At 61.0% G+C, this 13876-nt stretch carries 18 protein-coding genes; 8 read left to right on the plus strand and 10 right to left on the minus strand.

Annotation, left to right across the window (positions count from 1 at the left end; translation table 11 throughout):
• Positions 1 to 192 precede the first annotated feature (192 nt).
• Positions 193 to 1089, plus strand: coding sequence for a peptidoglycan DD-metalloendopeptidase family protein (locus BM321_RS25355; RefSeq protein WP_092445517.1), 897 nt, complete (start codon positions 193 to 195; stop codon positions 1087 to 1089).
• Between the two features lie 59 nt (positions 1090 to 1148).
• Here BM321_RS25355 and BM321_RS25360 read toward each other — a convergent pair whose 3' ends face one another.
• From BM321_RS25360 to phoB, 3 genes are all read right to left on the minus strand, one after another.
• Positions 1149 to 2489, minus strand: a complete 1341-nt coding sequence (locus BM321_RS25360) for a hemolysin family protein (RefSeq protein WP_014335895.1) — start codon at positions 2487 to 2489, stop codon at positions 1149 to 1151.
• 113 nt (positions 2490 to 2602) lie between these two features.
• On the minus strand, positions 2603 to 3889 hold the full coding sequence (gene phoR / locus BM321_RS25365) for a phosphate regulon sensor histidine kinase PhoR (RefSeq protein WP_256326652.1): 1287 nt from the start codon (positions 3887 to 3889) through the stop codon (positions 2603 to 2605).
• An 80-nt stretch (positions 3890 to 3969) separates the two neighbouring features.
• On the minus strand, positions 3970 to 4659 hold the full coding sequence (gene phoB, locus BM321_RS25370) for a phosphate regulon transcriptional regulator PhoB (RefSeq protein WP_003177195.1): 690 nt from the start codon (positions 4657 to 4659) through the stop codon (positions 3970 to 3972).
• 152 nt (positions 4660 to 4811) lie between these two features.
• Here phoB and BM321_RS25375 point away from each other — a divergent pair, with 152 nt between their 5' ends.
• The gene (locus tag BM321_RS25375; protein WP_092445519.1) at positions 4812 to 5198 is read left to right on the plus strand and encodes a COG4315 family predicted lipoprotein; all 387 of its coding nucleotides are present in this window, start codon (positions 4812 to 4814) and stop codon (positions 5196 to 5198) included.
• Positions 5199 to 5350: 152 nt separating this feature from the next.
• On the opposite strand, the gene ubiA is transcribed toward BM321_RS25375, so the two are convergent.
• Both ubiA and BM321_RS25385 read right to left on the minus strand, forming a co-directional pair.
• Entirely contained in the window at positions 5351 to 6241 is an 891-nt protein-coding gene (gene ubiA, locus BM321_RS25380; protein WP_092445521.1) for a 4-hydroxybenzoate octaprenyltransferase, read from the minus strand.
• The gene (locus tag BM321_RS25385; protein ID WP_092445546.1) at positions 6241 to 6804 is read right to left on the minus strand and encodes a chorismate--pyruvate lyase family protein; all 564 of its coding nucleotides are present in this window, start codon (positions 6802 to 6804) and stop codon (positions 6241 to 6243) included. Before BM321_RS25385 ends, ubiA begins: the two co-directional genes overlap by 1 nt.
• 176 nt (positions 6805 to 6980) lie before the next feature.
• On the opposite strand from BM321_RS25385, the gene BM321_RS25390 reads away from it, so the two are divergent.
• The 3 genes from BM321_RS25390 to BM321_RS25400 all read left to right on the plus strand — a co-directional run bounded on the left by BM321_RS25390 (position 6981) and on the right by BM321_RS25400 (position 8788).
• Positions 6981 to 7148: a rubredoxin gene (locus BM321_RS25390; protein WP_003177199.1), complete on the plus strand. Its 168-nt coding sequence runs from the start codon at positions 6981 to 6983 to the stop codon at positions 7146 to 7148.
• A 24-nt stretch (positions 7149 to 7172) separates the two neighbouring features.
• Positions 7173 to 8321, plus strand: coding sequence for an NAD(P)/FAD-dependent oxidoreductase (locus BM321_RS25395; protein ID WP_092445523.1), 1149 nt, complete (start codon positions 7173 to 7175; stop codon positions 8319 to 8321).
• 191 nt (positions 8322 to 8512) lie between these two features.
• Positions 8513 to 8788: an HU family DNA-binding protein gene (locus BM321_RS25400; RefSeq protein ID WP_060739802.1), complete on the plus strand. Its 276-nt coding sequence runs from the start codon at positions 8513 to 8515 to the stop codon at positions 8786 to 8788.
• 275 nt (positions 8789 to 9063) lie between these two features.
• On the opposite strand, the gene BM321_RS25405 is transcribed toward BM321_RS25400, so the two are convergent.
• Positions 9064 to 10155 (minus strand): aminopeptidase, encoded by a 1092-nt coding sequence (locus tag BM321_RS25405; protein ID WP_092445525.1) that lies wholly within the window; start codon positions 10153 to 10155, stop codon positions 9064 to 9066.
• A 57-nt stretch (positions 10156 to 10212) separates the two neighbouring features.
• On the opposite strand from BM321_RS25405, the gene BM321_RS25410 reads away from it, so the two are divergent.
• Positions 10213 to 10626, plus strand: coding sequence for a PA0061/PA0062 family lipoprotein (locus tag BM321_RS25410; protein ID WP_092333657.1), 414 nt, complete (start codon positions 10213 to 10215; stop codon positions 10624 to 10626).
• 41 nt (positions 10627 to 10667) lie between these two features.
• Complete coding sequence (locus tag BM321_RS25415) at positions 10668 to 11093, plus strand: PA0061/PA0062 family lipoprotein (protein WP_092445527.1); 426 nt, start codon at positions 10668 to 10670, stop codon at positions 11091 to 11093.
• Between the two features lie 6 nt (positions 11094 to 11099).
• Here BM321_RS25415 and BM321_RS25420 read toward each other — a convergent pair whose 3' ends face one another.
• Both BM321_RS25420 and BM321_RS25425 read right to left on the minus strand, forming a co-directional pair.
• On the minus strand, positions 11100 to 11333 hold the full coding sequence (locus BM321_RS25420) for a DUF1161 domain-containing protein (protein ID WP_003196417.1): 234 nt from the start codon (positions 11331 to 11333) through the stop codon (positions 11100 to 11102).
• Positions 11334 to 11483: 150 nt separating this feature from the next.
• Positions 11484 to 11915 carry an OsmC family protein gene (locus BM321_RS25425; protein ID WP_060739797.1) on the minus strand — a complete coding sequence of 144 codons (432 nt, stop codon included), beginning with the start codon at positions 11913 to 11915 and terminating at the stop codon, positions 11484 to 11486.
• A 238-nt stretch (positions 11916 to 12153) separates the two neighbouring features.
• Between BM321_RS25425 and BM321_RS25430 the strand changes: the two genes are divergently transcribed.
• Positions 12154 to 13155 carry an LLM class flavin-dependent oxidoreductase gene (locus tag BM321_RS25430; protein ID WP_092167650.1) on the plus strand — a complete coding sequence of 334 codons (1002 nt, stop codon included), beginning with the start codon at positions 12154 to 12156 and terminating at the stop codon, positions 13153 to 13155.
• A gap of 53 nt (positions 13156 to 13208) precedes the next feature.
• Here BM321_RS25430 and BM321_RS25435 read toward each other — a convergent pair whose 3' ends face one another.
• Together BM321_RS25435 and BM321_RS25440 are read right to left on the minus strand one after the other, a co-directional pair.
• Positions 13209 to 13430: a DUF1161 domain-containing protein gene (locus BM321_RS25435; RefSeq protein ID WP_092445529.1), complete on the minus strand. Its 222-nt coding sequence runs from the start codon at positions 13428 to 13430 to the stop codon at positions 13209 to 13211.
• Between the two features lie 116 nt (positions 13431 to 13546).
• The gene (locus tag BM321_RS25440) at positions 13547 to 13762 is read right to left on the minus strand and encodes a dodecin (protein ID WP_003177209.1); all 216 of its coding nucleotides are present in this window, start codon (positions 13760 to 13762) and stop codon (positions 13547 to 13549) included.
• Positions 13763 to 13876: the final 114 nt, after the last annotated feature.

The following is a 13876-nucleotide window of genomic DNA, read 5'->3' on the forward strand; positions in this document are numbered from 1 at the left end:
AATTGAGCGCCACACTGCATTTGCCCTGAAGAAATCAGGGCAAGTGCAGATCCATTGGGCGCAGTCTTGTGCGAAGAGGCGCCAGCCTCGGCAAGTTGTGTCCACCCATTTTGAAACATTCGTCGACTACGCTGGTCCATCCCAGCTGCTAGGCTGCTGTGCAGGCCTTCATTTTCGACAGAACCTTTGCCCATGCTCGTGCCCCTGCTGTTTGCCTGTGGTCTTGTCCTGGCCTCCACCTCGGCCGTGGCCATGACGATCTACAAATCCACCGATGCCAATGGCGTGGTGTCCTATAGCGACCGCCCCAGCAAGGGCGCCCAGGTGTTCGTGTTCCGCGACCGCATGGTCGAACGCCTGGAGCGGCAGGTGTTCCTGGATATCAAGAAACAGAACGGCGCGGACGCGGTGTTCGTGCGCAACGATCTGTACGCGCCGGTGGAGATCGAGCTGAGTTTCGCCGGGTTGCGCAATGTCAGCGGGGCGCCGAGCCGGCCGATTCGTCGGGTGCTGCCGGCGCGCAGCAACCTGCGCCTGGCGCTGCTCACGGCCACCCGGCCCGGCAGGCCGCTGGTGTATACCCCAAGGTTCGAATATTCCCTGGGCGACCCCGCAGGCGCCGCCGAGGCCTATCGGTACCCGCTGCCTTGGCGCGGCGGGCCGTTCCGGCTGAGCCAGGGGGCCAACGGCCAATACAGCCATTACGGCCCGAAGAACCGCTACGCCATGGACATCGCCATGCCCGTGGGTACGCCGATCATCGCCGCGCGGGGCGGCGTGGTCATCAAGACCGAAAACGAGCAGACCGGCCGCGGGGACGACCCCGCGGGCAACTTCGTGCGGGTGCTGCACGATGACGGCACCATGGGTGTCTACCTGCACCTGCAGAAGGGTTCGGTGAGCGTACGGGAAGGGCAGCGGGTCGGGGTGGGCACGCCGATGGCGTTGTCGGGCAATACCGGCAACAGCTCAGGCCCGCACCTGCATTTCGTGGTGCAGCGCAATACCGGGTTGGGGCTGGTGTCGATTCCCTACCAGTTCAATCAGCCGGTGGGCGACTTGCCCAACTTTGCGTTGGGCAAGCAGTAGCCTCTGCACAAGCGAAGGCGCTTTTGTGGCGAGGGTAGTCGCCGGAAAGCGGTTGACACTCAATCGAGCATCAACACCTTCGCCAGGATGATCTTCGGCCCTTTCATCTTCTTGATGATGATCCGCAGGCCTTCGACTTCCAGCACTTCTTCCTCTTCCGGCACGCGCTTGAGGGTTTCATAGACCAGGCCGGCCAGGGTTTCGGCTTCGATGTGGTCCAGGTCGATCCCCAGCAGGCGCTCGACCTTGAACAGTGGTGTGTCGCCGCGTACCAGCAGCTTGCCCGGCTGGTAGGCCAGGATGCCGCGTTCGGCCTTGCGGTGTTCGTCCTGGATGTCGCCCACCAGCACTTCCAGCACGTCTTCCATGGTCAGGTAGCCGATGATGTTGCCGTCGGCTTCCTCGACCAAGGCGAAGTGCGAGCCGCCCTTGCGGAACTGCTCCAGCAACTGCGACAGCGGCATGTGCCGCGACACCCGCTCCAGCGGCCGGGTCAGTTCGGCCAGGTTGAACGACTCGGGAATGTGATCCAGGGCCGCCAGTTCCAGCAGCAGGTCCTTGATGTGCAGCAGGCCGACGAACTCCTGGCGCTCGCTGTCGTACACCGGATAGCGACTGAACTTGTGGCGACGGAACATCGCCAGGATTTCCTTGAGCGGCGCGTTGAACTCCAGCGTCACCAGGTCTTCCCGGGAGTTGGCCCAGTCCACCACTTCCAGCTCGCCCATCTCCACGGCCGAGGCCAGCACGCGCATGCCCTGGTCGCTCGGGTCCTGGCCTCGGCTGGAGTGCAGGATCAGTTTCAGTTCTTCGCGGCTGTAATGGTGTTCATGGTGCGGGCCGGGCTCGCCTTGGCCGGCGATGCGCAAGATGGCGTTGGCGCTGGCGTTGAGCAGGTAGATCGCCGGGTACATGGCCCAGTAGAACAGGTACAGCGGCACGGCGGTCCACAGCGACAGCAGCTCGGGTTTGCGAATGGCCCAGGATTTGGGCGCCAGTTCACCGACCACGATGTGCAGGTACGAAATGATGAAGAATGCGGTGAAGAACGACACGCCCTTGATCACTTCCGGCGACTGTACGCCGACCGCGCCCAGCAACGGCTCGAGGATGTGGGCGAACGCCGGTTCGCCGACCCAGCCCAGGCCCAGGGACGCCAGGGTGATACCCAGTTGGCACGCAGACAGGTAGGCGTCGAGCTGGCTGTGGACGGTGCGCAGGATGTGCCCGCGCCAGCCGTTCTGCTCGGCAATGGCTTCGACCCGGGTCGAGCGCAGCTTGACCATGGCGAATTCGGCCGCAACGAAAAAGCCGTTGAGCAAAACCAGGATCAGAGCGAAAAGAATCATGCCGAATTCGGCGAAGAGGGTGACGAGGGACAAGCCAGGGGAAGGGTCCATGATGGGGTTTTGCGGGTTCCGAATAGTCGTGGGAATTGGAAATGGGCGCCCGAAAAGGCAGGCGCAAGTCAGTCAATGTAGCGGCTGACTCGGCGATTGCCTAGGGGGCGTGCTCAATCAGCGGGGCGGTCGAGGCGTGCGCGAACCACCTGGGCCGGGGCGAAATGGCAGGTAAAGGTGCTGCCATGGCCGGGCACGCTGCTGATTTCCATGCGGGCGCGATGGCGCAGCAGGACGTGTTTGACGATGGCCAGGCCCAGCCCGGTGCCTCCCGTGTTGGAGTTGCGGCTGGAGTCGACGCGGTAGAAGCGTTCGGTCAGGCGCGGCAGGTGCTTGCTGTCGATACCGATGCCCGAATCGCGCACGCTCAGGTGCGCGCCTTGCTCATCGCCCCACCAGCGCACATGGATCCGACCTTGCTCCGGTGTGTACTTGACCGCGTTGAACACCAGGTTGGAAAACGCACTGCGCAGTTCCGCCTCGCTGCCTTTGAGCTGCACGGCCGGGTCGGCTTCCAGGGTAATGGTCTGCTGCTTGGGGCCGGACAGTTCCTGCGCATCTTCGGCAATGGTTTGCAGCAGGTCGTCGATGGGCACTGGCTGGTTGTCCGACGGGTAGTCGGTGGCTTCCAGCTTCGCCAGCAGCAACAAATCGTTGAGCAGGGTCTGCATGCGCCCGCTTTGCTGGTGCATCTGCTGCAAGGCCCGGGTCCAGCGCGGGTTCACCTCCTCGACGTTGTCGAGCAGGGTTTCCAGGTAACCGCAGATCACCGTCAACGGCGTGCGCAGCTCGTGGGAAACGTTGGCGATGAAATCCTTGCGCATCTGTTCCAACTGATGGATCCGCGTGACATCGCGCACCAGCATCAAGTGCTCGTTGTTGCCGTAGCGGGTGATGTACAACTGGATGCGTAACCGATCGTTGGTGGGCGAAGGGATTTCCAGCGGCTCGGCGTAGTTGGCTTGCTCGAAATATTCCTTGAAGCGCGGATGACGCACCAGGTTGGTCACTGGCTGGCCGCTGTCCTGGGGCGTCTTGAGGCCCAGCAGGGTCTCGGCGGCGCGGTTCCACCACTCCAGGTTGCCGTCGCTGTCGAGCATGATCACCGCGTCTTTCAGCGCGGCGGTGGACTCCTGGACCCGGTCGATCACCGCCTGCAGGCGGCCGCGAACACGCTGGTCGCGCCGTTGCAGGTGGTAGATGCTGTCGAACACCTCACCCCACAGGCCATAGCCGTCGGGCGGGGCTTCGTCGGGTTGGTGCAGGCGCAGCCATTCATGCAGGCGCAGCAATTGCTTGAGGGTCCAGGCCAGGTAAAGCCCCAACCCGGCGGCCAGGCTCCAGCCGTAATAACCGCTGATCAGGCCGATCAACAAACAACCGGTCACCAGCAACAACATGTGGCGAATCAGGGTGCCATGCCAGTTTTGATTCACGTGACGCGCGTCCTTGTCAGCTTGTCGGGCGGTAAGGGCTCGGATCAGGCCTTGGTCGAAAAACGATAACCGGTGCCGCGCACGGTTTGTACCAGATTTTCATAAGCATCGCCGAGGGCCTTGCGCAGGCGCCGGATGTGCACGTCCACGGTGCGTTCCTCGACGTAGACGTTGCCGCCCCAGACCTGGTCCAACAATTGGCCGCGGGTGTAGGCACGTTCCTGGTGAGTCATGAAGAATTGCAGCAGGCGGTATTCGGTCGGCCCCATCTCGGCGGGTTTGCCATCGATGGTCACGCGGTGACTGATCGGGTCGAGCAGCAGGCCACCGACTTCGATCGGCGCTTCACCATCGGTCGGCCCGGCGCGGCGCAGCACGGCTTTCAGGCGCGCCACCAGTTCCCGTGGGGAAAACGGCTTGGTGATGTAGTCGTCGGCACCGACTTCCAGGCCCTGGATCTTGTTGTCCTCTTCGCCCTTGGCGGTGAGCATGATGATCGGGATATCCCCGGTCAGCTCGTCGCGCTTGAGGCGTCGCGCCAGTTCGATGCCTGACGTGCCGGGAAGCATCCAGTCCAGCAGGATCAGGTCGGGCTTGCGGTCGACGATGATGGCATGGGCCTGTTGAGAGTTTTCTGCTTCCATGCAGTCATAGCCGGCCATCTCCAACGCAACGGCGATCATCTCGCGGATGGGTGCCTCGTCGTCGACGATCAGAATGCTCCTGCCAACCATGGGGTAATCCTCTTGTCATTTAACTGTCTTGCGCCGCATTAGATAACGGAATTATTGCAGTCGTGTGACAGTTATTTCCTGACCCGGCAGCAAGGGGGATCCTGGACTAAGCTTTTCAGTCCGAATCCTGACAACCACAAAAGAAGGTTTCCATGACTTACTTCACCCAATCCATCAAGGTACTGGCAGTCACGGTTGCCCTGGCGCTGCCGGCATGGGCATTCGCGGCTGAGCCGGCGATGGTCTCAAAAACGGGGGTGCTGACTGACCACAAGGAGATGACGCTGTATACGTTTGCCCAAGACTCGGGCGGCAAGTCGATGTGCAACGACAAATGCGCTGCCAACTGGCCACCGCTCATGGCCGAAGAAAATGACAAGCCCATGGGTAAATGGACCGTGATCACCCGCGACGACGACAAGAAGCAGTGGGCCTACAATGGCAAGCCGCTGTACACCTTCGTCATGGACAAGAAGGCGGGGGACGTCACCGGTGACGGCAAAATGAACGGCGCCTGGAAGGTCGCCAAACCCAACTGACCGCCCCGAAACGCTTTTGTGGCGAGGGAGCTTGCTCCCGCGGGGCTGCGAAGCGGCCCCAAAATCTTGCGGTCGCTGCGCAACCGAGCGGGAGCAAGTTCCCTCGCCACAAAGCCTTTCATGAGCCAAGGTTCAGTGTTGGGTCAGCGGCCTCAGCGAAACGCGTAATCCAGCACAATCCCCACGAAAATCGCCAAGCCGGCCCAGTGGTTGTGCAGGAACGCCTGGAAGCAACGCATCCGGTCCCTGCCACGGGTGTACCAGAACTCCCAGGCGAAGCACGCGGCAGCGGCCACCAGCCCCAGGTGGAACCAGCCACCCAGCTGGAATTTCGACCCGGCCAGCAGCAGGCAGCCCAAGGCCAGGCCTTGCAGCGTCAGGATGATCACCCGGTCAGCGTCGCCAAACAGGATCGCCGTGGATTTCACGCCGATGCGCAGGTCATCGTCCCGGTCGGTCATTGCGTAATAGGTGTCGTAGCCCACCGTCCACAGCAGGTTGGCGATATACAGCAACCACGCGGCCGCCGGCAGATGCCCGGTTTCGGCAGTGAACGCCATCGGCATGCCCCAGGAGAACGCCGCGCCCAGCACTACTTGCGGGTAGTAGGTATAGCGCTTCATGAACGGGTAGCTGAGCGCCAGCGCCAGACCCCCGAGGGACAACAGGATGGTTGGTGCATTGGTGCACAGCACCAGCAGGAAGCTCACGCTCATCAGCACGGCGAAGAACACCAGCGCTTCTTTCGAACTGATCTTGCCGCTTACCAGCGGGCGCTGCTCGGTGCGTTTGACGTGGCCGTCGACCTTGCGGTCGGCCCAGTCATTGATCACACAGCCGCCGGCGCGGGTCAGCACCACGCCGAGGACGAAAATCACCACGTTGGCGATGGACGGCGAGCCTTCACCGGCAATCCACAACGCCCACAGCGTCGGCCACAACAGCAGGTAGATGCCGATGGGCTTGTCCATACGGGTCAGTTGCACGAAGTCCCACGCCCGTGGATTCAGGCGATTCAAGGATTTGAGCAGTTGCACGTACATCAAACATTCTCCGAATAGGCGCGGGCGACGATCCACAAGCGTGGCAGGAAGATTTCCGCCACCAGCACGCTCAACGCACCGCGATCGAAACGTGAACGGCGACCCCACAGCCCGCTGGCGCGGACGTCTTGCGGCAACCCGGCCTCGGGGTAATGGCAAACCTCGATGGCCCGGCGCTGGAACGCCTGGTCGCAAAACAGCAATTCGCCCAGGGAGCGGCTGCCCAGTTCGTCCATTTGCAACCCGTCACCCTGCAAGGCGCTGCGCGCCGCCACACTGCGGGCGAACACCCAGGGCTGGTCGCGGCCGCGCAGATACACTTCGCGTACCCAGCCCTCGCTGCCCTCGGCCAGGTCCAGGGCGGCACATTCGTCGGCGCGCAAGGGCTGCCAGCCTTCGAACAGCGGCGTCACGCTGAAATGGCCGTCCGACAGGCGCGTGAGGCGCCGGGTCAGGGAGCCTTCGTCGAATAGCCAATCGAGTACACCCGCATCGGGGCGGGGCGACAGCAGGTGCTGGGGCAGCCATTGGAGTGTAGGAAATATCGAATTTGTATGCGGCACAGAGGTCTTGAATGGCAGCAAATGAGGCCGCGAGCTTACCATGTCGGTCGCGGGTTTTGACGGGCCTGGCCGGCTGCCCTGCTGATCGTGCTTGCATCTGTCGCGACCGATCAGTACAAAACGGCCCTGAGCCGGAAAATACCGGCCAAGGCCTGACATCTTGAGGAAGTATTGGAATGAAGAAGTGGCAATGTATTGTCTGTGGCCTGATCTATAACGAAGCTGACGGCTGGCCTGACGATGGCATCGCGCCCGGCACCCGCTGGGAAGACGTACCGGCAGACTGGCTGTGCCCGGACTGCGGCGTCGGCAAAATGGATTTCGAAATGATCGAAATCAACTGATCGTTTCATCAAATGGAGAGCAACATGAGCGCACCTGTCGTCATCGTCGGTACAGGCCTGGCCGGTTATAACCTGGCCCGGGAGTTTCGCAAGCTCGACAGCGAAACTCCGTTGCTGCTGTTCACTGCGGACGACGGTCGCTCGTATTCCAAGCCGATGCTCTCCACAGGCTTTGGCAAGAACAAAGACGCCGACGGCCTGAGCATGGCCGAGCCGGGGGCCATGGCCGAGCAACTCAAGGCCGAAGTGCGCACCCATACCCGCATCAGCGGCATTGATCCGGGCCACAAACGGCTGTGGATCGGCGAAGAGGCGGTGAACTACCGCGACCTGATCCTGGCCTGGGGCGCCGAAACCGTGCGCGTGCCGGTACAGGGCGATGGGGCGGACTTGATCTTCCCCATCAACGACCTGGAAGACTACGCACGCTTCAGGGCCGCGGCGGCCGGCAAGCGCCGGGTGTTGCTGCTGGGGGCCGGCCTGATTGGCTGCGAGTTCGCCAACGACCTGAGCCTGGGTGGCTACGAAGTACAACTGGTGGCGCCGTGCGAGCAAGTCATGCCGACGCTGCTGCACCCGGCCGCCGCGGCAGCGGTCCAGGCCGGGCTGGAAAGCCTCGGTGCGCGCTTCCACTTGGGCCCTGTGCTCAACCGCTTGCAGAAGGTCGCCGACGGTCTGGAGGCGCATCTGTCCGACGGCCAGGTGATCGCCTGCGACCTGGTGGTCTCGGCCATCGGCCTGCGTCCCCGTATCGACCTGGCAGCCGCGGCCGGCCTGGTGGTCAACCGCGGCGTCGTGGTCGACCGTCACCTGAAGACCTCTCACGCCAATATCTACGCCCTGGGCGACTGCGCCGAGGTCGACGGCTTGAACCTGCTGTATGTCATGCCGCTGATGAGCTGCGCCCGGGCCCTGGCCCAAACCCTGGCCGGCAACCCGACTGCCGTCAGCTACGGTCCCATGCCGATTACCGTAAAAACCCCGGTGTGCCCCTTGGTGGTGTCGCCGCCACCGCGAGGCCGCGAGGGCGTGTGGAGCATCGAAGGGCAGGGGGCGGACATCAAGGCGCTGTGCCGCGACGCTCAAGGCAACCTGTTGGGCTATGCCCTGACAGGCACGGCGGTGATGGAGAAACTGGCGCTGAACAAGGAGCTTCCAGCCCTGCTGGCGTAAATACTGGTCGTTCTGTCGCAAAAACCCTACTTTTGGTCCCACAAAGGTCGCCCGGACACTGGCGCCGTTTTCGGCACCGTGCCATCCTCACTCCCGTCTGCCGCAGAGTAGAGCCTGCGGCGCCTTAGGGGCTGTTCCAAAGAGAGCAGCACGGACATAACAACAAAAAAACCGTCAAAGGGGCTTCATTCATGCGTAAACCAGAACTCGCCGCCGCTATCGCGGAAAAAGCAGACCTCACCAAAGAACAAGCCAACCGCGTCCTCAACGCCGTCCTGGAGGAAATCACCGGCGCCCTGCACCGCAAGGACAGCGTTACCCTGGTGGGTTTCGGCACTTTCCTGCAACGCCACCGCGGCGCCCGCACTGGCAAAAACCCACAGACCGGTGAACCGGTAAAGATCAAGGCCAGCAACACCGTTGCCTTCAAACCAGGCAAGTCCTTGAAAGAAAGCGTCAACCCATAATTGCTACGAGTACCTCGGCCGGGGGAAAAGGAAGCGGCAATCAAAAGGGCATATCGATGAGTCGGTATGCCCTTTTTTGTGCGGGGTTGCTGGCTGTGGCCAGGCATCCAATGTATGGAGCTTGCTCGCGATAGCGGTGGGTCAGCTTGCTTCAATGGTGTCGGTACTGTCGTCATCGCGAGCAAGCTCGCTCCCACACTTGTTCGTCGCTATGCATGCCATCAGGCTTGACGCAGTTCCAATGTGGGAGCGAGCTTGCTCGCGATGACGTCCGCCTAGTCAGCGGAAGTCTTCGGCTGCGCCAAGATCTTCAAGGCCGCCTTGCGCGCTTCGATCGGCAATTCGCCCAGCTTTTCCACCGCCGCATAAAAGGCCACCCAATCACCGCCCTCCCGCCTGAACAGCGCCGCAAACGCCGGTACCCACTGGTCGTACAGCCCGAACGGCAATAGTCGCGCATTGTTCAGTGGCGCGTAGACCCAGGCGTCGTAGCGTTTGTCGCCCGCCCACTGGGTGTCGCGCATTTGCACATAGTCGGCACGCAGGCGCTCGAATTCCGCCGCTTTGCGGTGGCGCATCTGTTCGGCTGTCAGGGGCTGGGCGTAGAGGGTTTCCAGGCGCTGGCGGGTGTCGAGGATCAGTTGGATGAACTGGTCGCGCTGGCGCACCTGCTGGTCGTTGCCCGGCGCCAGCCCACGACTGGCACGCCATTGCCGGGTGCCTTCCTGCTCAACGAAAGTGGCGAAGGATTCATTGAATTCAGTGTCATCCTTTACATAAAACCGCTGGTGCGCCAGTTCATGAAAGATCAGCGTCGCCAGGCGTTCGTCGCCCCAGTGCATCATCGAGCTCAGGATCGGATCGTTGAACCAGCCCAGCGTCGAATAGGCCTCTACACCGCCAATCTCCACGTCCATGCCCTGCAAGCGCTGCAACGCGGCCTCGCCACGGGCGGCGCCCTGGCTGTAATAACCGCGATAAGCCACGCAACCGGCAATGGGGAAACAATGATTGCGCGGCGCCAGGGAAAATTCTGGCGTGGCAAAGACATTCCAGACTACGAATGGCCGGCCTATATCCGCATACAGGCGATAGCTTCGATTGTCCGGTAAATGCAGGTGATCGCTGGCAAACGCCCGTGCCTCGCGCGCCTTGGCCAGATGTGCCTTGAGTTGGGTATCGCGGGCGGGGTCGGCGATGACTTGGTCGATAGGCTCTCGGGCCTGTAACAACCGCAGCTGTCCGCCGACGAGCTGGCTGTAGTAACCGACGCTACTGCAACCGTTCAGTAACAAAAGCAGGAGGCCTGGAAACAAAATCTGGAAAACACGGTCGAGTAACCGATGGCTTGAACGCGGCCTGATCAATTGGAATCACCCTGGGAAGTCTGCCCACAGACTATCTCGCTTGCCTGGAGCTTCGCTATGCGCGTGTTGATGCTGACGAGTGGCCTGTTGCTGCTGACCGGTTGCGCCGGTTTGCCTGATCCTGATCCCTCCCAGGCGTGGATCGACCTGGGAAACCAGCAGGACACCGCGCTACAAGCGCTGGAAGTCGATGACAAGATGTCCATTGACCGGCGTTATTTCGAAGTGCAACCCGGCAGCCACGAGTTGACGGTGCGTTATCAATTTGCCGTCGAACCCGGCAACATCGGCCCCGATGCCGAGCCGCTGTGGCGCGATTGCCGGTTGAACCTGAAATTCAAGGACTTTAACGCGGGCCAACGTTACCAGCTACAGGCCGGCAGCATTGGTTTCCGACCGTGGGCCAAGCTTTACGATCAGCAGCGTAAAGTAGTGGGGCAGGGTACACCGGCGGGCTGCCAGCAAAGTTGATCAGCGTTATGCTCAAGACCTGATCATTCAGGAAACTCACGATGCGCCTTCACATGCTGTTAATGGCCTCCGTTGCCATGGGCGGTTGCACAGCGACCCCGCTGCCATCGGTCGACCCGAACATGGCCTGGGTCGATTTCGCGACGCCTACGCCGGGTGGCAAGGTACTGATGGCTGAAAAGCTGGATGGCCAGCGGCTGCGAGACGGGCGCTTCTTCCAGGTTTCGCCGGGTAGCCATGAATTGGAAGTGCGCTTCGACTTCGAGGTATTTGGTGGCGGTGGGCTGGGTTTGATGAGCGAGCCGCAAGAACGACTGTGTTATCTGACCGTGCGATACGATCATTTCAAGGCCGGCCAACGCTATCGCCTGGAGGCGCGTAACCTGGCATACACCCCAAGCGCCCGACTTTATAACGCCAAGCGAGAAGGCGTTGCCGAAGACCGACAAGCCCGCTGCATGCCATAGGGCCTCTTAGCGGTCGTTCTTCTGGTAGATGATTTTCTTCGTGCCGTTTTCGCAAGTGCCCACCACCATGTTCTGGTCGTGGACTTCATCATTCGTGACGATTTCCAGGGTATAGGACGACACGTTGTTGGCCTGGATCTTCGCTTCGATTTCCGCTTTTAGCTCTTCACAGGATTTGGGTGCGGCAAGGGCTGATGCCGCGAATGCGCAGCCGATGACCACCAGGGCTGATCGTTTCATGTTCGAATTCCTCGTGGCAGCGCGCACTGCCTGTGCGCTGAAACTGCAGGCTTCATTCGACCATAATTGCGCCAGGGTAAACAGCTCGACCGCATTCAATAAAATCGCAGCCTTCGCCAGCGTCGGCAAAGGCTGCGATCCTTTCATGCGTCAGCTCACCAGCGTCGCATCCAGGGTGATGTTGGCATTCAGTACCTTGGAAACCGGGCACCCTTCCTTGGCCTTCTTGCTCAGCTCATCGAATTGCGCCTGGCTGGCACCGGGGATTTTCGCCTTGAGCACCAGCTTGACCGCCGTGATCGCAAAACCGCCCTCAACCTGGTCCAGGGTCACTTCGGCGTTGGTGTCGATGCTGTCGGCCTTGAGCCCGGCATCGCCGAGGATCATCGAAAAGGCCATGGAAAAGCAGCCGGCATGGGCCGCGCCGATCAACTCCTCGGGGTTGGTCCCCTTGCCGCCTTCGAATCGTGCCTTGAAGCCATAGGGCGCTTCGCGCAACACACCGGTTTCCGTGGAGATGGAGCCGATACCGGTTTTCAGGTCACCTTCCCAATGAGCCGATGCTTTCTTGATGATAGCCATGTCTGCCTCCTGAAGATTCGGCGCGAAAGCCGCGCCTGGGTGTTTTTTAACTGTCTGGGTTGTGAGGATAGACCGCCCGTAAAAGTTCACCCTGTCGATTAGCCGACGAATTTAGTAGGAAATTTTGTCACAGCTATTGAAACTCGGGTATATGCCCACATTGCATGGAACACACCTATAGAAACGGCAGGCTTTTGCCCGTAGGAAAAGCCCGGAACGCCGTTGGAGATCCCGGCCCATGAAACAGCTGTCCGACGTGAAATTCTCAACCCTCGACCTGGTGCCCGTGCGCGCCGATGGCAATGCCGCCCAGTCCTTGCGCAACTCGCTGGACCTGGCGCAGCACGTGGAAAAATACGGCTACACCCGTTTCTGGGTGGCCGAACACCACAACATGGACGGTATCGCCAGTTCGGCGACGGCAGTGCTGCTGGGCTATCTGGCGGGGGGCACTTCGACCATTCGCGTCGGCTCCGGCGGCGTCATGCTGCCCAATCACGCGCCGTTGATCATTGCCGAACAGTTCGGCACGCTGGAAAGCCTCTACCCGGGTCGAATCGATTTGGGGTTGGGACGTGCGCCAGGTTCCGACCAGATGACCGCGCGGGCGCTGCGTCGCGAGCGTTCCGGCAGCGCGGACGATTTCCCCGAGGACGTGGCCGAACTGATGCGCTATCTCGGCCCGCGTACCCCGGATCAACGCATCATCGCCATGCCCGGCACCGGGACCAATGTGCCGGTATGGCTGCTGGGGTCGAGTCTGTTTAGTGCGCAATTGGCCGGTGAGCGTGGTTTGCCCTACGCATTCGCCTCCCATTTCGCGCCGCGCTTCATGCACGAGGCGATTCGCATCTACCGTAACCACTTCAAACCGTCGGCGGTGCTCGACAAGCCTTATGTGATGCTCGGCGTGCCGCTGGTCGCGGCGGATACCGATGAACAGGCCGATTACCTGGCGACGTCGGTGTACCAGCGGATCCTGGCACTGATGCGGGGCCAGAGCCTGGTGCAGCGTCCGCCGGTGGAAACCATGAACGGTCTGTGGTTGCCCCATGAGAAAGAGGCGGTTGGCGATTTCCTGGGCCTGGCCATGGTTGGCGGTCCGCAGAAGATTCGCGCCAAGCTGCAAGTATTGATCGAGCAAACCCAGGCCGATGAGCTGATTTTCACCAGTGACCTGTACGAACATGCCGATCGCTTGCATTCCTACGAGTTGTTGGCGCAGGTCATGAAAGGCTGAATGACGCCCATGAAAAAGCCGACGCAATGCGTCGGCTTTGATGTTCGAAAGAATCAATTTTTATAGATGATTTCTTTCGCACCGCCCTCACAGGAGCCGACGACTTTTCCGTCAGCATTTGCGCCTTTATCGACGATTTCCAGCGAGTAGCCTGGCACGCCCTTGGCGTCCAGCTTCGCTGCGATCTCGCTTTTCAGCTCTTCGCAGGGCTTACCGGCCGCAAACGCACCACCGGCAAGGCTCAGCAAACCCAGGGCCACCATCAACTTTTTCATCGCTCGCACTCCTTGGTCGGATCAAATAGGGCAGGTCTTGGAAAAACGTAATGCGCAGACCATAGCGCATCGCCACTCCCTATGGCACTCCGCCAGCGTGCAAGTTCAAAAGAACCTCAGCTATTGGCTATCCGGAACCCGACTTTGATGGTCACTTGAAAGTGCGCGGCCCGGCCGTTCTCGATGTGGCCGCGGGTTTCCGTGACTTCGAACCATTCCAGATGCTTGAGGCTTTTGCTGGCCTCGGCCAAGGCATTGTTGATGGCGTCTTCAATGCTGGTGGGAGACGAGCCGACCAGCTCGACTTTCTTGTAAGTGTGATGATCACTCATGGGGATTCTCCTTGGTTGTGTTTAACAGCCTAGCAGCGATTTTTCGCCTTACGTGTGTCGTCGTTCGCGCGCTGAAGTTCAGATTTACTGCACTTTCAGAAACGACCGGAGTCC

Origin of the sequence: Pseudomonas sp. NFIX10 (assembly GCF_900111955.1) — a bacterium.
Taxonomy (GTDB): Bacteria; Pseudomonadota; Gammaproteobacteria; order Pseudomonadales; family Pseudomonadaceae; genus Aquipseudomonas; species Aquipseudomonas fluorescens_AA.